This is a genomic window from Micrococcus sp. FDAARGOS_333 (assembly GCF_002206575.2).
GTDB classification, from domain to species: domain Bacteria; phylum Actinomycetota; class Actinomycetes; order Actinomycetales; family Micrococcaceae; genus Micrococcus; species Micrococcus lylae.
In genome coordinates, this window is the sequence record NZ_NJFJ02000001.1 from 1,914,825 (window position 1) to 1,940,257 (window position 25,433).

Sequence of the window (25,433 nt, forward strand, 5' to 3'; positions counted from 1 at the left end):
TAGCGGCGCGGCCCGGTCCGACCGCGGGCGCGCGTCACAGGAGCGCGTCGGTGCCCGGCGACCGGCGGCGGGCCGACCGGCGCGGGCGGCCGGAGGGGACGGGCCGGCCGGGCACCTAGACTGCGCCCATGGACTCACCGCAGATGACGCAGGGCATCTCCCTGCCCGCCGACCACCCTCTCGCCTCCCCTTCTCCGCTCCCCTACGGGCTCCCCGACTTCGCCGCCGTCTCCGACGCACAGCTGGCCGAGGCCGTCCGCGCCGGCATGGCTGCGCAGCGGGGCGAGGTCGAGGCGATCCTGGCCTCGGACGAGGCCCCGACCTTCGAGAACACCGTGCGCGCGTTCGAGCTGACCGGCGACCTGCTGCGCCGCTCCGCCGCCATGTTCTTCACCCTCGTCAGCGCCGACGGCACCGACACCCGCCAGGCCCTGTCCGAGGAGCTCATGCCGGAGCTGGCCGCCCACGAGGACGCCCTGCTGCTGGACCCGCGCCTGGCCGAGCGCGTGGCCGCCGTGGACGCGTCCGGCCTCACCGGCGAGGACGCGCGCCTGCACGAGCTGTTCGCCCAGCGCCTCGAGTTGGCCGGGGCGCACCTGTCCGCCGCCGACCGCGCCGAGCTGCAGCAGATCAACACCGCGCTGGCCACCGCGGGCGCCCGCTACACCCGCCGCCTCGTGGCGGACACCGCCAAGCGCGCCGTGCTGGTGGAGGACCCGGCCCGCCTGGCCGGCCTCGGTGCCGACGACGTGCAGGCCGCCGCCCGCGCCGCCGAGGAGGCCGGCCACCCCGGCAAGCACCTGCTCACGCTGTCCCTGTTCGTCTCCCAGCCGCAGCTGGCGCAGCTCGAGGACGCCGACCTGCGCCGCGACCTGTTCGAGGCCTCGATCGGCCGCGGCACCGAGGGCGAGGACGAGGTTCTGTCCGTGGCCATGGAGATCGTCCGGCTGCGTCTGCGCAAGGCTCGTCTGCTCGGCTCCGAGTGCTGGGCCGAGCACGCGCTCAAGGACCGCGCCGCCCCGTCCGTGGCCGCGGTGCAGGAGCTGCTGGCGTCGATGGCCGGCCCGGCCATGGCCAACGCGAAGGCCGACGCCGCACAGGTCTCCCCCGACGGCGGCGCCGTGGCCCCCTGGGACTGGCCGTACCTGTCCGCCGCCTACGCCAGGGAGCAGTTCGCGGTGGACGCGGCCGCCCTGCGCCCGCATTTCGAACTGGACCGCGTGCTCACCGACGGCGTGTTCGCCGCCGCCGGCGCCCTCTACGGCCTGTCCTTCGCCGAGCGCCCGGAGTTGGCCGAGCACATGTACCGCCCGGGCATCCGCGTCTGGGAGGTCTGCCGGGACGACGAGCCGATCTGCCTGTTCGTGGGGGACTTCTTCGCCCGCGCCACCAAGTCCGGCGGCGCCTGGATGCACACCGTCCGCGACCGCGCCGACGCCCTCGGCGAGCGCCCGGTGGTCTTCAACACCATGAACGTGCCGGCCCCGGCGGAGGGCCGGCCTGCCCTGCTCACGCTGGACGAGGCGACCACGCTGTTCCACGAGTTCGGCCACGCGCTGCACGGCCTGCTGGCTCAGGGCCAGTACGCCTCGCTGACCGGCACGTCCGTGCCGCGGGACACCGTGGAGTTCCCGTCCCAGGTGAACGAGGTGTGGCTGCGCGAGCCGTCCCTGCTGGACGTCTACGCCCGTCATGTGGAGACCGGGGAGCCGCTGCCGGCCGGCACACTGGAGCGTCTTCAGGCCGCGGATCTGTGGGGCGAGGGCTACCGCACGGTGGAGTACCTCGGCGCGACGATCGTGGACATGGCCTGGCACACCCTCACCGAGGACACCGTGGACGCGGCGACCGCGGACCCGCTGGCGTTCCAGGAGCAGGTGCTGGCCGAGGCGGGCATCGACTCTTCTCTGGTGCCCCCGCGCTACGGCACCGGCTGCTTCAAGCACATCTTCGGCAACGACTATGCGGCCGGGTACTACTCGTACATCTGGGCCGAGGTGCTGGATGCCGACGCCGTGGAGTGGTTCTGCGCCAACGGCGGCATGACCCGGGAGAACGGCGAGCGGTTCCGCTCCGAGCTGTTGTCCCGTGGCAACACCCGGGACCTGATGGAGTCGTACCGGGCCTTCCGCGGCCGGGACGCCGAGCTGGAGCCGCTGCTGCGCCGCCGCGGCCTGCTGGTCTCGCAGCCCTGATGCCGGCCGGGGGCGCTCACACGTTGACGGGGCGTTCCCCGGCGGCCCTCTGCGTTCCCCGGCACCCCAGGGCTTCCCGGCGGCGTCTGCTCAGCGGGCGGCGCCGGGACGGGTGGCGTTGAGGACGGCGCGCAGCCAGCCGCGGGCGGTGTGGTCCCACTTGCGCCGGTCCACGTTCCACTCCTTGGTGTGACGGGCCCGGGTGAAGCGGACGAAGCGGACCAGGTCCGGGTTGCGCTCGGCCAGTTCCATGGAGGGGCCGACGGGCACGTAGTCGTCGTCCTCGGAGTGCATGATCAGGGTCGGCACGCGCAGCTGCTCGGCGCGGGCCACCCAGTTGAGGGACTTCAGGTCCACGGGGGCGGCCAGGCCGGTGACGAGGCGCCCGGCCCGGTTGGACAGCAGCCAGCGCCCGACGAGTCCGACGGCCTCCGGGATGCGCTTGAGCCCGGCCTGGTACTTGAGCACGTCGATCCAGTCGACCACGGGGCCGGTGAGCACGATGGCACGCACCCGGTGGGCGAGCTCGGAGCGGTCCACGCACTGCAGGGCCACGGCCCCGCCCATGGACCAGCCGAACAGCACGACGTCCTCGGCGCCCTGGTCCAGGGCGTACCGGATGGCCGACTGGACGTCGTGCCACTCCGTGGTGCCGAGCCCGTAGCGGCCGTCCTCGGCGTCAGGGGCGTCCCCGTCGTTGCGGTAGGACACCAGCAGGGAGGTCATGCCGAGCTTCTGGGCGCTGCGCACCGCGCGGATGCCCTCGTTGCGGCGGGCCCCGCGGCCGTGGACCATGATCGCCCACATCCCGTCCCCGGCCCGTGGCGTGCCGTCCTGGGCGGCCGACGGGTCCACACGCCAGGCGGGGGCCGTGCCGTTCTCCACCGGGACCTCCACGTCCACGGCGTCGAACCCGGCGTCCTGCGGGGTCGGGTAGACGAAGCCGGTGAAGCGGCCGCGGGCGGCCGCGTGCAGGTTTCCGGAGTACACGTGCTCCACCTCGCGCTCCACGGTGCCGTCGCGGGGGTCGAAGGAGACGATCCGGCCGATGCGCGCGCAGGAGGCGCCGCCGTCGAAGGTGAGCGAGTAGGTGCCCGGGACCGTGGTCTCCGAGTCCGCCGACAGGATGACCCGGGTGCCGTCGTCGCCGTCGATCACGGCGAGGACCTCCACGTCCTCGGCGTGGTTGCGCACGGGGGTGACCACGATCCTGGCGAAGACGGAGGCGAGCGTCGAGGAGGCGCCGAACACCACGAACGCGGCGGACAGCCCGAGGGAGGCCACCAGCGGGGACCAGCGGGCCGCGTCCACGGACTTGTCCACGGAGGTACGGGCGGCCGTCTTGGACAGGTCCAGGGAGGTGCGGGCCGCGTCGAGGCCGCGGCTCACCGACCGACGCACCCGGTCCAGCACGTCCTCGCGCAGCGGGGCGGCGGACGTGGCGGGGCGCGGCAGGTCTCCGAACATGCCCGCCATTGTCCCGCATGCTCCTGGGCCGCGTCTGCACGGTGACACGGCGCGACCCGTCCCCGGCGTGTCCGGGGCAGTGCGGAGTACAGTCGCGCCCATGAGCGAGTCCACCCCCACCACCGGATCCACTCCGGAGGATCCCCGCACCCTGACCGACGAGGACTGGGCCGCGCGCCTGTCCCCCGAGGAGTTCCACGTGCTGCGCCGCGCCGGCACCGAGCGCGCCTTCACCGGCGAGTATTGGGACACGAACACGGTGGGCGTCTACGCCTGCCGCGCCTGCGGCGCCGAGCTGTTCCGCTCGGAGCAGAAGTTCTCCGCCCACTGCGGCTGGCCGTCCTTCTTCGCCCCGCTCGCCGAGGACCGCGTGGAGTACCGGGAGGACACCACGCTCGGCATGCGCCGCGTGGAGGTCCGCTGCGCCGCCTGCGCCTCCCACCTGGGCCACGTGTTCGAGGGCGAGGGCTATGACACGCCCACGGACCTGCGCTACTGCATCAACTCGATCTCCCTGACCCTGCAGCCGGAAGGACCCGCCTGACGATGACCGGCCTGCGCGCCTTCGCCTCGGACAACTACGCCCCCGTCCACCCGGACGTCTGGGCCGCCCTCGCCGCCGCCGACTCCGGCCACGCCCGCTCCTACGGGGACGATCCCGTCACCGCAGCCCTCGGCGAGGCCGTCCGCGCCGAGTTCGGCGAGCAGGCGTTCGCCGTCCCCGTGTTCAACGGCACCGGAGCCAACGTGGTGGCCCTGCAGGCCATGCTTCCGCCGTGGGGCGCCGTCCTGGCCGCCGAGTGTGCCCACATCCGCCACGACGAGGGCGGCGCCCCCGAGCGCATCGGACGCACCTCCCTGCTGTCCGTGGCCACCCCGGACGGCCGGCTCACCCCGGAGCTGGTCGCTCCGCACGTGCACCGGGACGGATTCGTCCACGCCGTGCAGCCGGCCGTGGTGGAGATCGCCCAGGCCACAGAGGTCGGCACCGTCTACTCCGTGGAGCAGGTGAAGGCGCTCACGGATGCCGTGCACGAGGCCGGCCTGACCGTCTACATGGACGGCGCCCGCCTCTCCAACGCCGCCGCCGCGCTCGGCGTGCCGCTGCGCGCCTTCACCACGGACGCCGGCGTGGATGTGGTGTCCTACGGCGGCACCAAGGCCGGAGGCCTCGGCGCGGAGGCGATCGTGGTGCTGAACCCGGACGCGATCCTCGCCGCCGGGCACATCACCGCCGCGGACCTGCCCGGCGGGGACGCGTCCTCGGCCGCGCAGCGTGCCGAGAAGGCGCTGGGCTACCTGCGCAAGGCGTCCATGCAGCTCGGTTCCAAGCACCGCTACCTCTCCGCCCAGCTGCTCGCCCTGCTCACGGACGACCTCGGCATCCGGCTGGCCGGCCACGCCAACGCCATGGCCGCCCGCCTGGCCGCCCGGGTGGAACAGATCGACGGCGTGGTCCTCACCCAGCGTCCGGAGGCCAACACGCTCTTCGCGGTGCTGGACCCGGCCGCCGCGGACCAGGTGCGCGCCCGCTTCCCGTTCTACGACTGGGACCCGCAGCGCCACGAGGTCCGCTGGATGACCTCCTGGGACACCACGGAGCAGGACGTGGACGACTTCGCCGACGCCGTGGCCGAGGCCGTCGCCGCGCACGGCTGAGCCGTCGCCCCCGCGGCGTGCGAAGGTCCCGAACGGCCCGCCACCGGCGCGCCCTCGTGCCCTGAGCGGAGCCTGTCCGGCCCGACACCGGCGCGCCCTCGCCGTGTCCGGGCCGGCCGGTCCTACGCTGTTCCGTATGACCCTCGTCGGACTGCAGAACGGAGCACGTCCCGGGGCGTCCCCTGCCCTGCCCGGTGCCTTCCGGACCGCCCTGCGCGAGCTGCGGGACGCCTCCCCGCGCCGCGAGGTCCGGCTGCGCGAGATCGCCGCACCCCAGGGCCTGGCCCCGCACGCGGTGGCCCTGGCCGCGGACGTGCGCCCCCTGTCCGACGCGGAGGACATCCCCCCAGCCGTGGCCACCGGCCGCTTCGTCCTCCTCCACGACCCGGAGGGCTCGGAGCTCTGGCAGGGCACCTTCCGCGTGGTCACCTACATCAAGGCCGGCCTGGAGCTGGACGTCGCCGAAGACCCGATGCTCGGCGCCGTCGCCTGGACCTGGCTCGTGGACTCCCTCGAGCTGCGCCACGCGGACTACACCGCCGCCGGCGGCACCGCCACCCGCATCCTGGCCGAGTCGTTCGGCACCCTCGCCGAGCGCCCGGACGCCACCGAGATCGAGATGCGCGCCTCCTGGACGCCGGGCGGCCGCGCCATGGGCGCCCATCTGGAGGCCTGGGCCGAGATGGTCTGTGCGTTCGCGGGCCTGCCCCCGCAGCCCGACGGCGTCACGGCCCTGCCCGTGCTCAGGAAGGACGCATGACCCGCACCCCCTCCAGCCGTTCGTCGCAGAAGCACGACGGCGGCTCCCCCGCCGCGACGCAGACCGCCGCCTCCGAGGCGCCCCGCCTCATCACCGAGCCGGCCGACGGGGTCCCCCTGCTGACCGACACGCCCGGCGGTCTGGCCGCCTGCGCGGAGGCCCTGTCCGGCGGCACCGGACCCGTGGCCGTCGACGCCGAGCGCGCCTCCGGCATCCGCTACGGCCAGCGTGCCTTCCTCGTGCAGCTCAAGCGCACCGGCTCCGGCATCTGGCTGATCGACCCGGAGGCGTTCGACGACCTGTCCCCGCTCGTGGCGGCGCTGAAGGGCGTCGAGTGGATCCTGCACGCCTCCACGCAGGACCTGCCCTGCCTGTCCGAGCTGGGCCTCTGGCCGGACCGGCTCTTCGACACCGAGCTCGCCGCCCGTCTGGCCGGATTGCCCCGTGTGGGCCTTGCCGCGGTCCTCGAGCACATGCTCGGCGTGACCCTGGCCAAGGAGCACTCGGCCGCGGACTGGTCCACCCGACCGCTGCCCGAGTCCTGGCTCACCTACGCCGCCCTCGACGTGGAGCTGCTGGTGGAGCTGCGCGAGGCCCTGCTCGCGCTGCTCGAGTCCCAGGGCAAGCGCGAGTGGGCCGAGCAGGAGTTCGAGCACATCCGCACCACCCCCGTTCCCGGACCGCGTGAGGACCCGTGGCGCCGCACCTCCGGAGCGCACGCGCTCAAGAGCCGCACCCAGCTTGCCGTGCTGCGCGAGCTCTGGCAGGCCCGCGACGACCTGGCCCGGCACAGGGACATCGCCCCCGGCCGCCTGCTCCCCGACTCGGCGATCGTGGCCGCGGCGAAGGCCCAGCCGCGCACCGTCCCACAGCTGCGCGCCACCCAGGGCTTCCACGGCCGCGCCGCCGGTCGGGAGGCGGCCCGGTGGGTGGCGGCGATCAAGGCCGGTCGGGACCGCGCCGCCGACGGCGACGCCCCGGAGGTGCACCGCCGCGGCCGTGGCGACGGTCCCCCGCAGCCCCGCCTGTGGAAGGACCGCAGCCCGGAGGCCGACGCGCGCCTGCGCACCGCCAAGCCCTGGGTCGCCCGGCACGCCGCCGAGATCGGCATGCCCACCGAGAACCTGCTCACCCCGGACACCCTGCGTCGGATCTGCTGGGACCCGCCGGCGGTCGTGACCCCTGAGTCCGTGGCGGAGGCCCTCGCCGGGCTCGGCGCCCGCCCCTGGCAGGTCGAGCAGACCGCCGCGATCCTCACGGTCTCCTTCCTCAACCCCATGTCGGTCTGAGCGCGGCGCGGATGCGCCGGAAGGTTACCCACGGGTAATGTGACGGACAGGACAGAGGCGAGCGGCCGTCGTCGGGAAGCATGAGACGCGGTACGCCTCCCTCTCTCGCGACGAACAGGAGCCTCATGACCGCGCACACCCCCGCCCCGCTCGAGCAGTTCGAGTCCCTCGCCGCCATGGCGCCGGACGAGGTGCTGACCACCGCCGAGGTGACCGACCACGAGCTGCCCGGCGGCGCCGGCACGCTCGCCCTGCTGACCCTGGACAACGGCGCCGGACCCCGCCGCCCGGCCACCCTCGGCCCGCGCACCCTGCTGGAGCTCGGCCGCGTGGTCGAGGCCCAGGCCCGCCGCGCCGAGGCCGGTGAGATCCAGGCGCTGGCCTACACCGGCGTGGAGGGCACCTTCGCCGCCGGCGCCGACCTGTCCCTGGTGGCCTCCTTCGAGGACACCTCCCGAGGCGCCGACCTCGCGCTGCTCGGCCATGCCGTCTACGACCGCATCAGCGCGTTCCCGGCCCCGACCGTCGCCCTGGTCAACGGCCTCGCCCTCGGCGGCGGCCTGGAGCTGGCTCTCGCCGCGGACCATCGCATCGTGGCCGCCGACGCGAAGGGATTCGGCCTGCCCGAGGTGCGCCTCGGGCTGATCCCCGGCTGGTCCGGCGTCTGGCGCGTCCCGCACCTGATCGGCCCCGAGGCCGCCGTGCAGGTGGTCCTCAAGAATCCGCTGGACAACAACCGTCTGCTCAAGGCCGCCGAGGCCCACGAGCTGGGCCTGATGGACCGCATCGTCGACGGCGACCTGATGGAGGCCGGCCTCGAGCTGGCGGGCGCCCTGGTCACCGGTGACGAGGCCGTGGCCGCCGAGCTGGCCGCCCACCGCGACCGGGACACCTCGGACGCCGCCTGGGACCGCGCCGTCGAGGCCTTCGCGACGCTCCAGGCCGCCCGCCCCGGCGCCGACCTGCCGGCCCGCCGCCGCCTCGAGCAGCTGTTCGTGGGCGCCCGGACCCGCACACGCGCCGAGTCCGCGCAGGCCGAGGCCGAGGCGCTGTCCGAGCTGATCGCCTCGGACGAGTTCCGCCACACCGTCTACGCGTTCCTCGGCCTGGTCCAGGGCCGGGCGAAGAATCCGGCCGGCGATCCGGGTGCGGACCGTGCGATGCCGGTGAAGAAGGTCGGCGTGGTCGGTGCGGGCCTGATGGCCGGTCAGCTCGCCCTGCTGTTCGCCCAGCACCTGCAGGTGCCCGTGGTGATGACGGACATGGACGACGAGCGCGTGCAGCGCGGCCTCGCCTTCGTGCAGAAGCAGGTGACCAAGCAGGTCGAGCGCGGGCGCCTCACCGCCGAGCAGGGCGAGGGGCTGGCCGGCCTGATCAGCGGCTCCACGGACAAGTCCGTCTACGCGGACGCCGACGTGGTCATCGAGGCCGTGTTCGAGGAGCTCGAGGTCAAGCGCACCGTGTTCCGCGAGCTCGAGGGCATCGTCCGCGAGGACGCGATCCTCATGACCAACACCTCCTCCCTGTCCGTGGCCGGCATGGCCGAGGTGCTGGAGCACCCCGAGCGCCTTGTGGGCTTCCACTTCTTCAACCCGGTGGCCCAGATGCCCCTGGTGGAGATCGTCCGCGTGGAGCAGACCACGGACGCCGTGGTGGCCACCGCCTTCGAGCTGTCCCGCCGCCTGCGCAAGACCGGCGTGCTCGTGCACGACGCCGCCGCCTTCGTGGTCAACCGCGTGCTCCTGCGCCTCATGGGCGAGGTCCAGGCCTCCTTCGACGCCGGCACCGACGCCCTCACCGCGGACCACGCGCTCGATCCTCTGGCCATGCCCATGACGCCGTTCACCCTGGCCGCCATGGTGGGTCTGCCCGTGGCCCAGCACGTCTCCGAGTCCCTGGCGGCGGCCTTCGGCGAGGAGCGCTTCCCGGTGTCGAAGAACGTCCAGGCGCTCATCGACGGCGGCAAGACCGCCCTCTGGGCCAAGGACGTCAAGGACCCGGCCGAGGCCGGCGGCGCGACCGGCGAGGCCATCCCCGAGGCCACCGCCGCACTGCTGAGCCAGGGCGAGGACCCGCAGACCGCCGAGCAGCTGCTCGTCCGCGTGCAGGACGCGCTGGCCGAGGAGATCGGCCTGCTCCTGGACGAGGGCGTGGTGGCCGCGCCGGAGGACGTGGACCTGTGCATGATCCTCGGCGCCGGCTGGCCGATGCATCTGGGCGGCATCACCCCGTACCTGGACACGGTGGGCGCCTCCGAGCGCGTCAACGGTCAGCGGTTCCACGCCGCCTGAGCCCGCACCGGCTCACCGGCGGACGTCCGCCCTCGGGTGCACGTCGCCGCGCCGCTCAGCGCGGTCTGCGGCGGCGTGCACCGCGGTCGGCGGTGACGCTCAGCGCGGCATGCGGGCGAAGGTGACCAGGTCCTCGGGCAGCCCGTGGAGGGCGGCCTCGTCCGAGTCGACGGGAACGGAGATGGCGCCGGCTCCCCAGTCGGAGCCGGTCAGTGCGCCCTCACGCACCCAGTGGATGCCGAGCACGTGGCCCTCGGAGCGCAGCTCGATGCGGTGTGCCGCGGCGCCGTCGCCGCCGGGGGCCGCCTCGACGTCCGTGGGGGCGAGCGCGGCCTCGAGGATCCGTGCGGGGCCCTGCAGTGGTGAGGCCTCTTCCAGGCGCCGGTACGTCAGGGCCTCGCCGGTCTCGCCCACCGTGCGGGCCAGCAGGCCGTCCGCGTAGGAGGGCACGATGTCCGCGTCCAGGCCGGCGCGCTCGCGCTCGATGCGCACGCGCTGGGCGGAGGCGGAGTCCTCGTAGGACAGCTCGGTCCAGGTGGAGCCGTCGGCGGCGAAGTGCACCTGGCACTGGGCCATGAACCGCTCCGGGAGGGACGGGGTCGCGGCGCGCTGCGCGGGTGTCGGCTGGAAGGCGGTGCGGGTGGTCAGCACGCCGTCGGCCAGGTGCCGGTGCAGGAAGCCGCAGTGCTCGCCGCCGAGCAGGAACGCCTCCCAATCGTCGAGCGGGTCGAGCGGGTACAGGCCGGGGGTCTTCGGGGAACTCACGTGTCCCATCCTGTCAGAACTGCGGGTTCTCCTCGCGACACCTGGGACAATGGGATCCATGAGCAACGAGGACACCACCCCCATCGCCACCGAAGGCTGTGCCTGCTCGAACCGTCGCGCCGTCCTGCGCGGTTCCCTGGCCGCCGCGGCGGCCGGCGCCGGCTCGCTGGCCCTGTCCGGCTGCACCCAGCAGCTGAAGGAGGAGAACGCCGCGCAGAAGCACCACACCGGCGGCGACTTCACCGAGGTCATGGCCTCGGCCGACCTGCCCGTGGGCGAGTCCACGCAGCTGGACGTGGACGGCCGCACCCTGCTGCTACACCGCGAGGACGAGGACAACGTCACCGCATACTCCAACGTCTGCACCCACCAGGGCTGCGCCGTGGAGATCACCGAGCGCGACGGCCAGACCACCTACGGCTGCCCGTGCCACGGCTCCCACTTCGACCCGGTGACCGGCAAGCCCTACGGCGGGCCGGCGAAGAAGCCGCTCACCGACTTCCAGGCGCGCGTGGACGGAGAGCAGATCCTGGTCAAGCTCTGACCTACCCCCACCACCGGCTCCACGACGACGGCCGCCCACCTGGTCAGGTGGGCGGCCGTCGGCCTGTGGTCAGGCACTCGGGTCGGCACGGGGCGAGTCGATGCCAGGTGTGACGGAACGACCGGCACCGACAGGCGGAGGGACGGGGTTCCGTGGCGCGGGGTCCCGGCCACGCGACCGTTTCCCGAACGACAGTGCGCTGGGACGCGACTGTTTCCCGAACGAAAGTGTCCCGGGACGCGACTGTTTCCCGAACGACAGTGCCTCAGTCCTGGGCGCTATAGCGGCGGGAGCCGGGGACCGAGGGGTCTGGGTCGGCACCGTACCGGCGCCGAGCTGCGACCTTCGGCGAGCGGGCCGGCGGGAGCAGCGGGGCGGCGTTCGAGTTCGGGTCCCAGTCGGGCTGCTCGGCGCGGCGGGCCGGATAGTGGCGGTACCGCCACCACAGCCACGCCAGCGAGCCGAGGCCCGGCAGGCAGACGATCGCCAGCACCCAGGGCACACGACGGCGCTCGTCCAGGGGCGAGCGGGACAGGGTCACCAGGCCGACGAGGAAGAGCACGCCGACCACGATCGACGCCGTCCACCACCAGGTCTGTGGCGAGGACAGCACGGACAGCAGGGCCACAGCGCTCAGAACAGGGCGACGCGGGGCACCGCCGGGAAGATCTCGTCCAGCGCGGCGAGGTCCTCCTGGGTGGGCTCCCAGTCGGCGGCACGGACGTTCTGCCCGATCTGCTCCGGTCGGGTCGCGCCGGCGATCACCGAGGCCACCGGCCCCTGCGCGGCGAGCCAGCCGAGGGCGACCTGCACCTCGGTGAGGTCGCGCTCCCGCGCGAAGGCGCCGAACGCCGCGAGCTGCTCGCGGTCGGCGTCCTCCACGAGGTTCTGGCGCACGTGGGACAGGCGCGAGCCGGCCGGGGCACTGCCGTCCGAGTACTTGCCGGTGAGCAGGCCGTTGGCCAGGGGGAAGTACGGGAACACGCCGAGGCCGAACTCCTCGGCGGCCGGGACGACCTCCTGCTCGGCGCGGCGGTCCAGCAGGTTGTAGTGGTTCTGCGCGGAGACGAACCGCTCGGTGCCGAGCTCGCGGGCCACGTACTCGGCCTGCGCGATCTGCCAGCCGCAGCGGTTGGAGTGGCCGATATAGCGGACCTTTCCGGCCCGGACGAGGTCGTCCAGGGCGGCCAGGGTCTCGTCGATCGGCGTCTGGGGGTCCGGGGTGTGGAACTGGTAGAGGTCGATCCAGTCCGTGCCGAGGCGGCGCAGGGAGGCCTCCACCGCGCGCACGATGTACGCGCGGGAGCCGCGGGCGCCGAAGTCCGGGCCGTTGGCGCCGTCCATGTCCATGCCGAACTTCGTGCCCAGCACGATCTTGTCGCGGTCCGCGCCGAGCGCCTTGCCGAGGCGCTCCTCGGACAGCCCCGGGGTGGCCCCGTACATGTCCGCGACGTCGAAGAAGGTGATGCCGTGGTCGATCGCGGCCCGCACCACGGCATCGGTCCCGGCCTGGGACTCGGTGGCGGTGCCGGCGCGGCCGAGGTTGTTGCACCCCAGGCCGATCACGGAGACGGTCAGGCCGGAGTTGCCCACTCGACGGGTCTGCATGGCTCAGGCGTCCTTTCCGGCGTCTGCGGACGCCGTGCGGTCCTCGAGGACCTCGATCTTGTTCGGCTGGACCCCGTGTGCGCGCTTGGCGGCGAACGGGATCTCCTTCGCGGCCCGGCCGGCGTGCGGGGTGCGCACGCGCAGCTCGAGACGGCCCTCGGCCTCCGCGACGTCCACGACCTCGCCCAGTCCGCGCCAGGCGAGCCGGTGGGTGATCTCCCCGGCCAGGGTCTGGCCGTGGCGGCGCTCGATGTCCGTGGCGGCGCGTCCGCGCAGGCGGTAGGCGACCACCAGGTCCGTGAGGGCGGACTCGTCGAGCTCGGCGAAGCCGTCCTCGGCGCACTGGGCGGCGAAGGCCTCGAGCAGCTCCTCGCCGGCGGCGTCGTCGGCGACCGCCTCCTCGTTCACGGTGCCGGGCTGACCGACCCTGCCGTGGTGGACCACGACCTCGCCGGAACCCGGGACGCACCAGGCCTCGCGGTACTCGAACAGGCGCGAGCCGTCTTCGGCGGTCGTATCGCGGTAGCAGCGGACGATGCTCATGCCTTCTTCCCCCGGGTGGAGTCGGCGGCCTGAGAGGAGGCCTGGTCCGAGGCGGCGGTCGAGCCGGAGCCGGCCGCGCCGCCGTCGTGACTGCCCTCCAGCAGCGGCAGGCCGCCGGTGCAGGGGTCCGCGGAGCGGGCATACGGGACCTTGGAGCCGAGCACCTGGGCGACGGTGTCCCGGGTGATCTGCTGGGCGGTCAGGCCCACCCGACCCAGGACCTGGGCACGGGTGCCCTGCGCGAGGAACTCCACCGGCAGGCCGACCTCGTTCAGGGCGGTGTCCACCCCTGCGGCGCGCATGACCTGGCGGATGCGGGACCCCACGCCGCCTGCCTTCACACCGTCCTCGAGGCACACCACGATGCGGTGCGCCGCGGCGAGCTCCACCACGGAGTCGGCCACCGGCAGCACCCAGCGCGGGTCCACCACGGTGGCGGAGATGCCCTGCTGGGACAGCCGGCGGGCCACGTCCAGGCCGAGCTCGGCGAAGGAGCCGACGGCCACGATCAGCACGTCGCGCTCGGCGCCGGGCACGTCCGAGGCCTCGCCCAGGCGGGCCAGCACGTCGGTGCCGTCGGCCAGGCGCTCCACGGCCTCGACCGGCTCGCCCACGGACCCCTTGGCGAAGCGCACCACGGTGGGCGCGTCCTCGACGGCCACGGCCTCGCGCAGCTCCTCACGGAGGCGGTCGGCGTCGCGCGGGGCGGCCATGCGCAGGCCCGGGACGGACTGCAGCAGGGCCATGTCCCACATGCCGTGGTGGCTGGGGCCGTCCGGGCCGGTGACGCCCGCGCGGTCCAGCACGAACGTCACGCCGGCGCGGTGCAGGCCCACGTCCATGAGCATCTGGTCATAGGCGCGGTTCAGGAAGGTCGCGTAGATGGCGACCACCGGGTGCAGGCCGCCGAACGCCATGCCGGCGGCCGATGTGGTGGCATGCTGCTCGGCGATGCCGACGTCGAACACGCGCTCCGGGAAGCGGGCCGCCATCGGGCCGAGTCCCACCGGGTTCTGCATCGCCGCGGTGATGCCGACGATGTCCTTCCGCTCCTCGGCCAGGGCGACCATCTCCTCCCCGAACACCGAGGTCCAGGACGGCGCCGACGCGGCACCGAGCGCCTCGCCGGTGACCGGGTCGATCTGACCGACGGCGTGGAACTGGTCGTCCATGTGGGCCAGCGCCGGGGCGTAGCCGTGGCCCTTCTCCGTCATGGCGTGCACGAGCACCGGGCCGCCGTAGGCGTCCGCGTCCCGGAGGGCATCCTCCATCTCCTGGAGGTCGTGGCCGTCCACCGGGCCGATGTACTTCACGCCGAGGTCCTCGAACAGGCCCTGCGGGGCCCACAGGTCCTTCAGGCCCTTCTTCGCCGCGTGCAGGCCGCGGTAGACCACGTCGCCCGGGGCGCCGGCCGACTTCAGCCGGCCCTTCATCGAGTCCAGGGTCTGCTCGTAGCGGCGGTGCGTGCGGACCTTGTCCAGCACGCTGCGGCGCAGACCGGTGAGGTGGTTGGCGATGCCGCCGACGGTCGGGGCATAGGAGCGGCCGTTGTCGTTGACCACGATCACCACGCGGCGGTCCTTGTCCGCGGCGATGTTGTTCACCGCCTCCCAGGCCATGCCGCCGGTGAGAGCGCCGTCGCCGATCACCGCGACGACCGTGCGGTCACCCTGCCCGGTCAGCTTCCAGGCGCGGGAGATGCCGTCAGCCCAGGACAGCGAGGACGAGGCGTGCGAGGACTCCACCACGTCATGCTCGGACTCGGCCCGATCGCCGTAGCCGGTGAGGCCTCCCTCCTGGCGCAGCCGGGAGAAGTCCTGGCGACCGGTGAGCAGCTTGTGCACGTAGGACTGGTGGCCCGTGTCGAACACGACCGCGTCCCGCGGCGAGTCGAACACGCGGTGGATGGCCATCGTCATCTCGACCACGCCCAGGTTCGGGCCGAGGTGCCCGCCGGTCTGGGAGACGTGGGTGATGAGGAACTGGCGGATCTCCTCCGCCAGCGCGGCCAACTGGTCCTCTGTGAGGGCCGACAGGTCCGCCGGGCAGGCGATCTGCGGCAGCAGCGGGGCGCCGGGTCTCGTGGGGGGCAGATGTTCCATGGTCCGTCCAGCGTACTCCGCAGGTGCGCATCCGGGCGGGACGCGGGCGGGCTCCGTGGATCAGGCCTTCGCGGCGATCTGACGGAGCACGTACTGAGACATGCTTCGCTCTGCCTGGCGATAGTTGCACAGCTTCCGTCGGCTCTCAGGATCCCTGTCTCGATGGGACGCCCGACGATGCAACCGTACAAGACCAATTTCTCTTGGGTGATCGGCGGTACTGGGATCGTCTTCTCACCACGGTGATGTTCACGAGACGACGCAGCCGATCCCGTCACGACGGCGAGCGAGGTGAGCCCGTCCGTTCGGGCCTCGATTCCATCTGCGACCAGAGCAGCCGAGCCGATGTTCTCCATCGCAGCCTCAGCGCTGCCACCCCGGGTCGATGGGATCTTGGCCGGGCGATTCCACGCCCGCCGATCGACATTCACTTGATACCCTGGGGGGGTATAGCGTTGACTGGACCAGAACGAACAGGAGACTTCATGCGCAAGCACCTCATGACCACCGTCGCCGCAGGAGTGCTCGGAGGAGCGCTCGTGTTCACCGGCTGCAGCACCGGCGGCGACCAGGACCAAGGGACCCCCTCGACGACCAGCCAGCACGAGGGCCACGGCAGCAGCTCTGACAGCGGCGGGATGGAGCATCCGATGGACGGCGGCCCCGCCCCCGAGGGCATCGAGGGGGCTGCGTCACCCACATACCCGGTCGGCACCGAGGTCACGCTCACCGCCGACCACATGGAGGGCATGGACGGTGCGAACGCGACGATCGCCGGCGCGTACGACACGTACACCTATGCGGTGGACTTCACGCCGTCCGCAGGCGGGGAGCCGGTCAAGGATCACAAGTGGGTCGTCCAGCAGGAGATCAAGGACGCCGGAGATGAACGTCTGGCCGACGGCACCGAGGTCACTCTCGAGGCCGAACACATGGAAGGCATGAAGGGCGCGAAGGCGACCATCGCCTCCTCCACCGAGGAGACCGTCTACATGGTCGATTACGAGTCCGACGGCATGACGATGACCAACCACAAGTGGGTCGTCGAGAGCGAGCTCAAGCCGGCCTCCTGAGCCGATCGCGGCGGGCGCGCTGAAGGTCCGCGGCGAAATACGACCCGATCGAAGGAAAGATCGGGGAATCACGAAGGGAAGCGAAGAGCATGACGGACCCGACCACGCATCACCATGACCACGCCGGCGTCGCGACCACCGAGTCCGGCCACCGTGACGACTCGCGCGCCGAGAACGAAGACCACACCATGGAACACGGTGACCACGCCGGGCACGGTCATCACGGCGGTGGTCACGCGGGCCACGGCGACCACGTCGGCCAGTTCCGGCGGCTGTTCTGGATCAACCTGATCATCGCCATCCCGGTGGTCGCGTTCTCCCCCATGTTCGCCATGCTCCTGGGCTACTCGGTCCCCAGCTGGGCGGGCTGGGTCGCCGCAGTCCTCGGCTCCGTCATGTACGCCTGGGGCGGCACCCCGTTCCTCACCGGTGCTGTCAGCGAGCTGAAAAGCCGCCAGCCGGGGATGATGCTGCTCATCGCGCTCGGCATCACCGTAGCGTTCCTCGCCTCCTGGGCCGCCACTGTCGGTCTCGTCCACCCCGAGCTCGAGTTCTGGTGGGAGTTGGCGCTGCTGATCGTCATCATGCTGCTGGGCCACTGGATCGAGATGCGCTCACTGGCACAGACCACCTCGGCGTTGGACTCCCTCGCCGCGCTGCTCCCTGACGAGGCTGAGCGTATAGAGGGAGACGACGTCGTCAAGGTCGACCCGGCAGAGCTGCGCGTCGGCGACGTCGTCATCGTCCGGCCCGGCGGCAGCGTCCCCGCCGACGGCACCATCGTCGACGGCCGCGCCGACATGGACGAGTCCATGATCACCGGCGAATCACACCCCGTCGCCCGCGGCGAGGGCGAGAACGTCACCGCCGGCACCGTGGCCACCGACTCCGGCCTGCGCGTAGAGATCACCGCCACCGGCGACGACACGGCACTGGCGGGCATCAACAGGCTCGTCGCCGAGGCGCAGGGCTCATCCTCCCGTGCCCAGCGCATCGCCGACCGGGCTGCGGCCCTGCTGTTCTGGTTCGCCCTCGGAGCTGCGCTGATCACCGCCGTCGTCTGGACGCTCTTCGGGCTCCCCGACGACGCGGTCGTTCGCACCATCACTGTCCTCGTCATCGCCTGCCCCCATGCGCTGGGTCTGGCGATCCCTCTGGTCGTGTCCATCGCCACCGAGCGCGCCGCCCGCGGCGGCGTCCTGATCAAGGACCGCCTCGCACTGGAGTCCATGCGCCAGGTCGACGCGGTGCTCTTCGACAAGACCGGCACCCTGACCAAGGGCGAGCCCACCGTCACCGGCGTGGAGCCGACCGGCGGCCTGAATGCCGAACAGCTCCTCGCCCTGGCCGCCTCCGCCGAGGCCGACAGTGAGCACCCCCTCGCCCGGTCCATCGTCACCGCCGCCAAGGAGAAGGGCCTCGCCGTCGAACCGGCCAGCGGGTTCACCTCCTCCCCGGCGGTCGGCGTCACCGCGACGGTGGCCGACCATGAGATCCGCGTCGGCGGACCCCGTCTGCTCGAGGAGACCGGCCAGGACGAGATCGGTCTCGCCGACGAATGGCGGGCAGAGGGTGCGATCATCCTGCACGTCCTCCGCGACGGCGAGGTCATCGGCGGTCTCAAGCTCGCCGACGAGGTTCGCCCAGAGTCCCGCGACGCCGTCGATGCGCTCCATCAGCTCGGCGTCGAGGTCGTCATGATCACCGGCGACGCTGAAGCCGTGGCGAACGAGGTGGGAAGAGAGCTCGGCATCGACCGGATCTTCGCCGGCGTCCGCCCCGAGGACAAATCCGCCAAGGTCGACCAGCTGCAGAAGGAGGGCAAGAAGGTCGCCATGGTCGGCGACGGCGTCAACGACGCCCCTGCCCTGGCCCAGGCTGACGTCGGCATCGCCATCGGGGCCGGCACCGACGTCGCCATCGCCTCCGCAGGTGTCATCCTCGCCAGCTCCGACCCGCGTAGCGTGCTCTCGGTGATCCAGCTCTCCCGTGCCGCATACCGTAAGATGAGGCAAAACCTGTGGTGGGCTGCAGGGTACAACTTGATCTCTGTGCCGCTCGCGGCTGGCGTGCTCGCGCCCGTCGGCTTCGTCATGCCGATGTCAGTAGGTGCGATCCTGATGTCGACCTCCACCGTCGTCGTCGCGCTCAACGCCCAGCTGCTGCGTCGCATCGACCTCGCCCCAGCTGCCAGCACCCGCTCCGTCCTGGAGCACCAGAAGTGAAGGACACACCCGTGACCACTGAAACTGCAGCCGATGAGACCGGTACCGACACCGGAGCCCATCGGCACGGCTACATCAGTGACAAGGACCGCTACCGCAACCGCATGAAGCGTATCGAAGGCCAAGCCCGCGGCATCACGAAGATGATCGACGACGAAAAGTACTGCATCGACATCCTCACCCAGGTTTCGGCCCTCACCCGCGCCCTGCAAGGAGTGGCGACCGGTCTTCTCGATGACCACCTCAAGCACTGCGTGCTCGACGCCGCCAAGAAAGGCGATGAAGACGCGGCCATCGCCAAGATCCAAGAGGCCACCGACGCCATCAATCGCCTCGTGCGCTCCTGACACCATCCGATTTCGTCAACACAGGGTGCCTCGGACCGGTGGACCCCGGATCAGGACAAGGCTCTTGATGTCTCCGGGCAGGCATGCTTTGCACGTAGTCGCGCCCTTGGCACCGGCGAACTCGGGATGCCTTCTGTCTAACCTGACGACATGAACACGTTCACCTGAGAAAAGAGTTGGGCATGCCACTTGCCATTGTTGCTCCGATCCAGTCCTCCAGGAGCCGCCTGAGGATCTGCGCGGCCTTTACCGGTCTGGCGACCAGCGCCGTCCTCCTGCTCAGCGGCTGTGCTGATGCGGGACCGACTGCTGATGCAGGATCCGATCACTCACTGGTGGTCGATCACAATCTAGACGGATTGAATGCTCGCGAGATCATCAAGCGCCTCGACTCAACGAAGGTGACAGATCGCTCGTCTGAATTCTTCGCGTCGATTGAACCCGACCAGCTTGTACTGACCGACGATCAGAACAATCAGACCACCGTGCCGATGCCAGAAGACGAGTTCTACGTCTCTATCGCCCCGTATCGCAGCCAGACTCACGAATGCTACTTCCACAGCCTCACGACTTGCCGCGGCGAGCTCGCCAATACTGACGTCCACGTCACCGTGGTCGAGGCGACGTCCGGGGAAACCATCTTCGATGAAGCGCTGACGACGTACGACAACGGATTCGTCGGGGTCTGGCTGCCGCGTGGAATTGACGCTACTCTCACTGTCTCAGCTGAAGGCCGCACCGCGAAAAAGGCCATCTCGACCCACCCCGACGACCCCACCTGCTTGACCGGTCTTCAGCTAGTGTGAAGCACCCTGGGTTTGGTTCCGAGTCTCAGTAAGGAGAATCGGAGTATGCCCAAGAAGTTCACCCCCGAGTTCAAGACCCGCGCCCTGGAGCTCATCGAGGATGAGGATCCAGGCCGAGCAGTGCTCCGGCCGCGTCGCCTGCACCGACGTGGCTGAGGCCCTCGGCGGGATCTCACCCCACACACTGCGGAACTGGTGGAAGCAAGCCCGCATCGATCGCGACAAGGCCCCCGGTGTGGGCACCGATGAGTCAGAGGAGATGCGCCGGCTGCGCCGGGAGAACCTCGAACTGCGTCGTGCCAAGGAGATCCTGCGCAAGGCCTTGGCTTTTTTCACAGCGGAGCTCGAGGAGCTCAAGCGGATCCACGCGGAGAACTACAGCATCTACGGGGTGCGGAAGAGGCACCACGCCATGGCCTGTACCGGCTGGCAGATCGGCCGGGACCACGTCGCGCGCCTCATGCGGGCCGCCGGCCTTCAGGCCGTGCGGCGGGGCCACAGGCCGATCACCACGCGCCCCGCGAGGGAGCCGGATACCCGCCCAGACGTCGTCGGACGGCGCTTCGCCGCCGAACGTCCTCACCCGTTGTGGGTCGCTGACATCACCTACGTCAGGATCCTGGCCGGGTTCTGCTACGTCGCGTTCGTCACGGATGTATTCACTCGCCGGATCGCTGGGTGGGCCGTCTCGGCCAGTCTGCATACCCAGGGGCTGCCGCTGCTGGCCCTTGAACATGCTCTCCTGAGCACTGGTGCCAGCCGTGGCCGCCAAGGCCAGATCCACCCCCCCCCGGGCCGAAGCGCCCAGTACGTCGGCTTGGCCTACTCCGACGCGCTCACCACCGCCGGGGTGAGTGCCTGGGTGGGCACCGTGGACGATTGGTAATACAACGCCCTCTCGGAGAACGTGAACGGGCTCTATAAGGTAAAAGCTCAGCCATTCCACGCGGCTCTGGGAGTCGACCGAGGCTGTCGAGCTGGCCACGATGGATTGGGTGCACTGGTGGAACGCCGCCCACCTGCACGAGGCCCTTGGCTACCGCACTCCCGCACAGGTCGAGGAGGCCTACACTCACCACCGAGATGTAGCGCCCGTTGCGTCCTGACCTCGGAACGAAATCCAGGTCGCTTCACGCCTGGCCCAAGGGTGAGCCGGGCTCTGAACTCGGCAGATGAAGAGCGGTCGTGCACCGGTGTGGACCCGGCACCCACGACGACGGCGGCCCCCACCTTCCGTGCGGAAGGTGGGGGCCCGTCGTCGTGGCCCTGCCCCGGCTCAGCGCCGGAGGCGACAGGTCACGCCGAGGCGATCACTTCGCGGCGATCTGGCGCAGCACGTACTGCAGGATGCCGCCGTTGCGGTAGTAGTCGGCCTCACCGGGGGTGTCGATGCGGACGACCGCATCGAACTCGGTGACCTTGCCGTCCTCGCCCTCGGCGGTGACCTTCACGGTCTTCGGGGTCTTGCCCTCGTTCAGCTCGGTGACGCCGGTGATCGAGAAGACCTCGGTGCCCTTCAGGCCCAGCGAGTCGGCGTTCTCGCCCTCCGGGAACTGCAGCGGCAGCACACCCATGCCGATGAGGTTCGAACGGTGGATGCGCTCGAAGGACTCGGTGATCACGGCCTTGACGCCCAGGAGCGCGGTGCCCTTGGCCGCCCAGTCACGGGACGAGCCCGAGCCGTACTCCTTGCCGCCCAGCACCACCAGAGGGGTGCCCTGTTCGGCGTAGTTCTGCGCGGCGTCGTACACGTAGGCCTGCGGGGCGCCGTCCTGGGTGAAGTCGCGGGTGAAGCCGCCCTCCACGCCGTCCAGCAGCTGGTTCTTGATGCGGATGTTCGCGAAGGTGCCGCGGATCATCACCTCGTGGTTGCCACGACGCGAACCGTAGGAGTTGAAGTCCTTGCGCTCCACACCGTTCTCCAGCAGGTACTTGCCGGCCGGGGTGTCGGACTTGAAGGAGCCCGCCGGGGAGATGTGGTCGGTGGTGACCGAGTCGCCGAGCTTGAGCAGGACGCGGGCGCCCTCGATGTCCGTGACCGGATCCGGCTCCATGCCCATGCCCTCGAAGTACGGGGGCTTGCGCACATAGGTGGAGTCGGCGTCCCACTCGAAGGTGTTGCCGGACGGGGTCTCCAGGGACTGCCAGCGCTCGTCGCCGTCGAAGATCGTGGAGTACTTGTCCACGAACATCTGGGTGTCGATGGACTCGTCGATGATCTTCTCGACCTCGGCCGGGTCCGGCCAGATGTCCTTCAGGTAGACGTCGTTGCCCTCCGAGTCCTGGCCCAACGCCTCGTTCTCGAAGTCGAAGTCCATGGAGCCTGCCAGCGCGTAGGCGACCACCAGCGGCGGGGAGGCCAGGTAGTTCATCTTCACGTCCGGGTTGATGCGGCCCTCGAAGTTGCGGTTGCCGGAGAGCACCGCGGTCACGGAGAGGTCGTTGTCCTGGATCGCCTGGGAGATCTCGGACTCCAGCGGACCGGAGTTGCCGATGCAGGTGGTGCAGCCGTAGCCGACGATGTTGAAGCCCAGCTGGTCCAGGGACTCGTTGAGGCCGGACTTCTCGTAGTAGTCGGTGACGACCTTGGAGCCCGGGGCCACGGAGGTCTTCACCCACGGCTTGGAGGTCAGGCCCTTGGCGACCGCGTTGCGCGCCAGCACGCCCGCGGCCATCATGACCGACGGGTTGGAGGTGTTGGTGCAGGAGGTGATCGAGGCGATGGTCACGGCGCCGTGGTCCAGCCCGAACTCGCGGCCGTCCTCCATCGTCACGTTCACGGCCTTGGAGGGACGGCCGAGGCCCTCCTCGTCGCCCGAGGCGTAGTTCGCCAGGTCCTTGCGGAACTGGTCCTTGGAGGAGGTCAGCTCGATGCGGTCCTGCGGACGCTTCGGGCCGGAGATGGACGGGACCACGGTCGACAGGTCCAGCTCCAGGTACTCGGAGTACTCGACCTCCTTCGACGGGTCGTGCCACATGCCCTGCTCCTTGGCATACGCCTCCACGAGGGCGATGGACTCCTCGGAGCGGCCGGTGAGGCGCAGGTAGTCCAGGGTGACGTCGTCGATCGGGAAGATCGCGGCGGTGGAGCCGAACTCCGGGGACATGTTGCCGATGGTGGCGCGGTTGGCCAGCGGCACGGAGCCGACGCCCTCGCCGTAGAACTCGACGAACTTGCCCACCGCACCGTGCTCGCGGAGCATCTCGGTGATGGTCAGGACCACGTCGGTCGCCGTGGCGCCGGCCGGGATCTCACCGGTCAGCTTGAAGCCGACGACGCGCGGGATCAGCATGGAGACCGGCTGGCCGAGCATGGCGGCCTCGGCCTCGATGCCGCCGACGCCCCAGCCCAGCACGCCCAGGCCGTTGACCATGGTGGTGTGGGAGTCGGTGCCGACGCAGGTGTCCGGGTAGGCGCGCAGCACGCCGTCGACCTCACGGGTCATGACGGTGCGGGCCAGGTTCTCGATGTTGACCTGGTGGACGATGCCCATGCCCGGGGGGACGACCTTGAAGTCGTCGAAGGCGGTCTGGCCCCAGCGGAGGAACTTGTAGCGCTCCCCGTTGCGCTGGTACTCGACCTCCATGTTGCGCTCGATCGCCTGGTCGTTGCCGAAGAAGTCGATCTGCACGGAGTGGTCGATGACCAGCTCGGCCGGGGACAGCGGGTTCACGCGGGTCGGGTCACCGCCGAGGTCCTTGATGGCCTCGCGCATGGTGGCCAGGTCCACGACGCAGGGCACGCCGGTGAAGTCCTGCATGATCACACGGGCCGGGGTGAACTGGATCTCGGTGTCCGGCTGGGCCGAGGCGTCCCAGTTCGCCAGGGCCTGGATCTGCTCCTTGGTCACGTTCGCACCGTCCTCGGTGCGCAGCAGGTTCTCGAGGAGGACCTTGAGGGAGTAGGGCAGCTTGTCCGCGCCCTCGACCTTGTTGAGGCGGAAGATCTCGTACTCGGCGCCGTTGACGTCGAGGACGCCCTTCGAGCCGAAGCTGTCGACAGTCGTCACGGGAGGACTCCTTTTCCTGCCCGGCCTGTGCGCCGGGCGCTCGTCCAGTTGTGGGTCTCACATGAGCGGTGCGTCGCGGCGGCGATCCGTGAGCCGATCGGCGCCGAGATGTGGTGCACCGCACTCGCCTCCACCCTACCCTGAAGGCAGGGCGGAGAGAGGCTGTGTTGCCTGATCTCTCGAAGATCAGACGGCCGGCGCGGTCCGCGTCAGGACCGTCACCGACTCCAGGTGGTGGGTGTCCGGGTAGAGGTCGATCACGCGGGCCCGGGTGACCTCGTAGCCGCCGCGGGCCAGCCAGGCCAGGTCCCGGGCCAGTGAGGCCGGGTCGCAGGACACGTAGACGACGGTCTCCGGGGCGAGCGCGATGATGCGCTCGACCGCACGTCGGCCGGCCCCGGCACGCGGCGGGTCCAGCACGACGGTGTCCAGGGTGCGGCCGGCGAGGCCACCGTCCTGCTCCTCGGCGTCCGGGTCGGCGAGCAGGTTGCCGAGCACGCGGTCGGTGGGACCGTTGAGCACGGTGGCCTGCGGGAGGTCGTGGAGGTTGCGCAGGGCGTCCCGGGAGGCATGGGGGGCGACCTCGACGGACAGGATGTGGCCGCCCGGCCCCACGGCCTCGGCGAGGAAGGCGGTGAACAGGCCCACGCCGGCGTAGAGGTCGGCGACCACCTGTCCCGGCTGCGGGGCGGCATCCTCCATGACGGCGTCCACCAGCGTGGTGGCCGCGTCCTTGTGGACCTGCCAGAACCCGTCACCGGAGACGCGGAAGGTGCGGGTCACGCCGTGGGCGGCGGCGACGGTCTCCTCGACCCAGGTGCGCCCGGTGATGCGCTCGACCTTCGCGGGAGCATTGCGGCGCTTGGCCGGCAGCAGGAAGCCGGTGGACAGCTCTCCGTGGGCGTTGGCGGCCTGGCGGATCCGGGTGCGCAGCCGTCCGAGGCCGACCTCGTCGGAGCGGGTCTGGGCGGTGGGGGTGACGAGCACGAGCGGACGGCCGCCGTCAGCCGGGGTCGTCACGTCCACGCGCTCGGCGCCGGAGAAGTCCCAGTCCCAGAGGGCGAGGGCGTCCAGCGCCGGCACGCCGAGGGGCATGTTGCGGACCGCCACGAGGGTGCCGGAGCGGTGCGCGTGCATGGCGATGCGGCCGTTCGGCGTCACGGCGAAGGCGTTGCGCGTGCGCCAGCGCTGGCCGGTGGGCTCGTCCTCGCCGGCGAACATGACCTCCGGCTCGACCGTGATGCCGGCGATGCGGGCCAGGGTGTCCCGGTAGACCTGGGCCTTGAGCCGGCGCTGGTGCGGAACCACGATGTGGCCGAACTCTGCGCCGCCGACCGGAAGGCGTCCGGAGGCATGGGCGCGCAGCATGTCCGCCAGCTTCCACTGGTGGATGCGACGGAACTCCGAGGGACGGATGATCTCCACGGCGTCCCCGCGCCAGAAGCGGGCGCCCTCCTCACTCTCTGTGAGGGCCACGCGGACGCGTTCGCCCGGGATCGCATGGCGCACGAAGACGACGCGCCCCTCGTGACGGGCCACGCAGTGGCCTCCGTGGGCGACAGCGCCGACCTCGAGCTCGATGAGCCGGTCCACGTCGACGCAGTCGTGTGGGGTGTCGGTGACCGCCATGGATTCTCCTTCCGGAGCCGCACGCCGGACCTTGCGCCGACGCTCGTGTGGTCCTATCTTTGCACGCTCGGAAGGGGCCGGTGGACCCGGGGACGCGCGGCGGCGCGCGCGCCCGCCCCA

20 protein-coding genes and 1 pseudogene are annotated in these 25,433 nt (G+C 71.2%); 13 read left to right on the forward strand and 8 right to left on the reverse strand.

Features of this window, described 5'->3' with window-relative positions:
* Window positions 1–128: 128 nt before the first annotated feature.
* Window positions 129–2,195, forward strand: a complete 2,067-nt coding sequence (locus CEQ11_RS08495; protein WP_227718816.1) for a M3 family metallopeptidase — start codon at window positions 129–131, stop codon at window positions 2,193–2,195.
* Between the two features lie 90 nt (window positions 2,196–2,285).
* On the opposite strand, the gene CEQ11_RS08500 is transcribed toward CEQ11_RS08495, so the two are convergent.
* Entirely contained in the window at window positions 2,286–3,662 is a 1,377-nt protein-coding gene (locus CEQ11_RS08500; protein WP_227718817.1) for a S9 family peptidase, read from the reverse strand.
* A gap of 100 nt (window positions 3,663–3,762) precedes the next feature.
* Here CEQ11_RS08500 and msrB point away from each other — a divergent pair, with 100 nt between their 5' ends.
* The 5 genes from msrB (at window position 3,763) to CEQ11_RS08525 (ending at window position 9,661) form a co-directional block, all read left to right on the forward strand.
* Window positions 3,763–4,206 (forward strand): peptide-methionine (R)-S-oxide reductase MsrB, encoded by a 444-nt coding sequence (msrB, locus tag CEQ11_RS08505; RefSeq protein ID WP_067189431.1) that lies wholly within the window; start codon window positions 3,763–3,765, stop codon window positions 4,204–4,206.
* Between the two features lie 2 nt (window positions 4,207–4,208).
* Complete coding sequence (locus tag CEQ11_RS08510; RefSeq protein WP_088478325.1) at window positions 4,209–5,321, forward strand: low specificity L-threonine aldolase; 1,113 nt, start codon at window positions 4,209–4,211, stop codon at window positions 5,319–5,321.
* 136 nt (window positions 5,322–5,457) lie between these two features.
* Window positions 5,458–6,081, forward strand: coding sequence for a DUF3000 domain-containing protein (locus CEQ11_RS08515; RefSeq protein ID WP_087133355.1), 624 nt, complete (start codon window positions 5,458–5,460; stop codon window positions 6,079–6,081).
* Window positions 6,078–7,370 carry an HRDC domain-containing protein gene (locus tag CEQ11_RS08520; protein WP_088478326.1) on the forward strand — a complete coding sequence of 431 codons (1,293 nt, stop codon included), beginning with the start codon at window positions 6,078–6,080 and terminating at the stop codon, window positions 7,368–7,370. Before CEQ11_RS08515 ends, CEQ11_RS08520 begins: the two co-directional genes overlap by 4 nt.
* Window positions 7,371–7,495: 125 nt before the next feature.
* Window positions 7,496–9,661, forward strand: a complete 2,166-nt coding sequence (locus CEQ11_RS08525; RefSeq protein WP_088478327.1) for a 3-hydroxyacyl-CoA dehydrogenase NAD-binding domain-containing protein — start codon at window positions 7,496–7,498, stop codon at window positions 9,659–9,661.
* Window positions 9,662–9,760: 99 nt separating this feature from the next.
* Here CEQ11_RS08525 and CEQ11_RS08530 read toward each other — a convergent pair whose 3' ends face one another.
* Window positions 9,761–10,426 carry a hypothetical protein gene (locus CEQ11_RS08530; protein ID WP_088478328.1) on the reverse strand — a complete coding sequence of 222 codons (666 nt, stop codon included), beginning with the start codon at window positions 10,424–10,426 and terminating at the stop codon, window positions 9,761–9,763.
* A 58-nt stretch (window positions 10,427–10,484) separates the two neighbouring features.
* Between CEQ11_RS08530 and CEQ11_RS08535 the strand changes: the two genes are divergently transcribed.
* Entirely contained in the window at window positions 10,485–10,970 is a 486-nt protein-coding gene (locus tag CEQ11_RS08535) for a ubiquinol-cytochrome c reductase iron-sulfur subunit (protein WP_088478329.1), read from the forward strand.
* A 265-nt stretch (window positions 10,971–11,235) separates the two neighbouring features.
* Here the strand turns inward: CEQ11_RS08535 and CEQ11_RS08540 are convergent, their stop codons facing one another.
* The 4 genes from CEQ11_RS08540 to dxs are packed head-to-tail and all read right to left on the reverse strand — an operon-like array spanning window position 11,236 to window position 15,223.
* Window positions 11,236–11,598, reverse strand: coding sequence for a PLD nuclease N-terminal domain-containing protein (locus CEQ11_RS08540; protein WP_088478330.1), 363 nt, complete (start codon window positions 11,596–11,598; stop codon window positions 11,236–11,238).
* 5 nt (window positions 11,599–11,603) lie between these two features.
* On the reverse strand, window positions 11,604–12,578 hold the full coding sequence (locus tag CEQ11_RS08545; protein WP_088478331.1) for an aldo/keto reductase: 975 nt from the start codon (window positions 12,576–12,578) through the stop codon (window positions 11,604–11,606).
* Between the two features lie 3 nt (window positions 12,579–12,581).
* Window positions 12,582–13,121, reverse strand: coding sequence for a hypothetical protein (locus CEQ11_RS08550; protein ID WP_088478332.1), 540 nt, complete (start codon window positions 13,119–13,121; stop codon window positions 12,582–12,584).
* Window positions 13,118–15,223 (reverse strand): 1-deoxy-D-xylulose-5-phosphate synthase, encoded by a 2,106-nt coding sequence (gene dxs / locus CEQ11_RS08555; RefSeq protein ID WP_088478333.1) that lies wholly within the window; start codon window positions 15,221–15,223, stop codon window positions 13,118–13,120. The genes CEQ11_RS08550 and dxs overlap by 4 nt, the downstream gene beginning before the upstream one ends.
* A 485-nt stretch (window positions 15,224–15,708) precedes the next feature.
* Between dxs and CEQ11_RS08565 the strand changes: the two genes are divergently transcribed.
* From CEQ11_RS08565 to CEQ11_RS13485, 6 genes and pseudogenes are all read left to right on the forward strand, one after another.
* Window positions 15,709–16,296, forward strand: a complete 588-nt coding sequence (locus CEQ11_RS08565; protein WP_088478334.1) for a YdhK family protein — start codon at window positions 15,709–15,711, stop codon at window positions 16,294–16,296.
* An 89-nt stretch (window positions 16,297–16,385) separates the two neighbouring features.
* Entirely contained in the window at window positions 16,386–18,521 is a 2,136-nt protein-coding gene (locus CEQ11_RS08570) for a heavy metal translocating P-type ATPase (protein WP_070639125.1), read from the forward strand.
* 11 nt (window positions 18,522–18,532) lie between these two features.
* Window positions 18,533–18,868, forward strand: coding sequence for a metal-sensitive transcriptional regulator (locus CEQ11_RS08575; protein WP_271437975.1), 336 nt, complete (start codon window positions 18,533–18,535; stop codon window positions 18,866–18,868).
* A gap of 182 nt (window positions 18,869–19,050) precedes the next feature.
* Complete coding sequence (locus CEQ11_RS08580; RefSeq protein WP_087133348.1) at window positions 19,051–19,674, forward strand: CueP family metal-binding protein; 624 nt, start codon at window positions 19,051–19,053, stop codon at window positions 19,672–19,674.
* Between the two features lie 148 nt (window positions 19,675–19,822).
* Window positions 19,823–20,560: an IS3 family transposase gene (locus tag CEQ11_RS08585; RefSeq protein ID WP_369804920.1), complete on the forward strand. Its 738-nt coding sequence runs from the start codon at window positions 19,823–19,825 to the stop codon at window positions 20,558–20,560.
* A gap of 70 nt (window positions 20,561–20,630) precedes the next feature.
* A pseudogene (locus CEQ11_RS13485) lies at window positions 20,631–20,780 on the forward strand (integrase core domain-containing protein); the annotation flags it as partial.
* 204 nt (window positions 20,781–20,984) lie between these two features.
* Here CEQ11_RS13485 and acnA read toward each other — a convergent pair.
* Both acnA and CEQ11_RS08595 read right to left on the reverse strand, forming a co-directional pair.
* On the reverse strand, window positions 20,985–23,684 hold the full coding sequence (gene acnA, locus CEQ11_RS08590; protein ID WP_088478336.1) for an aconitate hydratase AcnA: 2,700 nt from the start codon (window positions 23,682–23,684) through the stop codon (window positions 20,985–20,987).
* Between the two features lie 186 nt (window positions 23,685–23,870).
* A complete protein-coding gene (locus CEQ11_RS08595; RefSeq protein ID WP_087133917.1) occupies window positions 23,871–25,313 on the reverse strand; it encodes a class I SAM-dependent RNA methyltransferase in 1,443 nt (480 codons plus the stop codon).
* Between the last annotated feature and the right edge of the window lie 120 nt (window positions 25,314–25,433).

Coding starts and splice junctions, on each gene's coding strand:
- CEQ11_RS08535 (WP_088478329.1), top strand. CDS start 10,485: ATGAGCAACGAGGACACCACCCCCATCGCCACCGAAGGCTGTGCCTGC.
- CEQ11_RS08545 (WP_088478331.1), bottom strand. CDS start 12,578: ATGCAGACCCGTCGAGTGGGCAACTCCGGCCTGACCGTCTCCGTGATC.
- CEQ11_RS08595 (WP_087133917.1), bottom strand. CDS start 25,313: ATGGCGGTCACCGACACCCCACACGACTGCGTCGACGTGGACCGGCTC.
- CEQ11_RS08515 (WP_087133355.1), top strand. CDS start 5,458: ATGACCCTCGTCGGACTGCAGAACGGAGCACGTCCCGGGGCGTCCCCT.
- CEQ11_RS08520 (WP_088478326.1), top strand. CDS start 6,078: ATGACCCGCACCCCCTCCAGCCGTTCGTCGCAGAAGCACGACGGCGGC.
- CEQ11_RS08510 (WP_088478325.1), top strand. CDS start 4,209: ATGACCGGCCTGCGCGCCTTCGCCTCGGACAACTACGCCCCCGTCCAC.
- CEQ11_RS08570 (WP_070639125.1), top strand. CDS start 16,386: ATGACGGACCCGACCACGCATCACCATGACCACGCCGGCGTCGCGACC.
- msrB (WP_067189431.1), top strand. CDS start 3,763: ATGAGCGAGTCCACCCCCACCACCGGATCCACTCCGGAGGATCCCCGC.
- dxs (WP_088478333.1), bottom strand. CDS start 15,223: ATGGAACATCTGCCCCCCACGAGACCCGGCGCCCCGCTGCTGCCGCAG.
- CEQ11_RS08500 (WP_227718817.1), bottom strand. CDS start 3,662: ATGTTCGGAGACCTGCCGCGCCCCGCCACGTCCGCCGCCCCGCTGCGC.
- CEQ11_RS08580 (WP_087133348.1), top strand. CDS start 19,051: ATGCCACTTGCCATTGTTGCTCCGATCCAGTCCTCCAGGAGCCGCCTG.
- CEQ11_RS08550 (WP_088478332.1), bottom strand. CDS start 13,121: ATGAGCATCGTCCGCTGCTACCGCGATACGACCGCCGAAGACGGCTCG.
- CEQ11_RS08565 (WP_088478334.1), top strand. CDS start 15,709: ATGCGCAAGCACCTCATGACCACCGTCGCCGCAGGAGTGCTCGGAGGA.
- CEQ11_RS08525 (WP_088478327.1), top strand. CDS start 7,496: ATGACCGCGCACACCCCCGCCCCGCTCGAGCAGTTCGAGTCCCTCGCC.
- CEQ11_RS08495 (WP_227718816.1), top strand. CDS start 129: ATGGACTCACCGCAGATGACGCAGGGCATCTCCCTGCCCGCCGACCAC.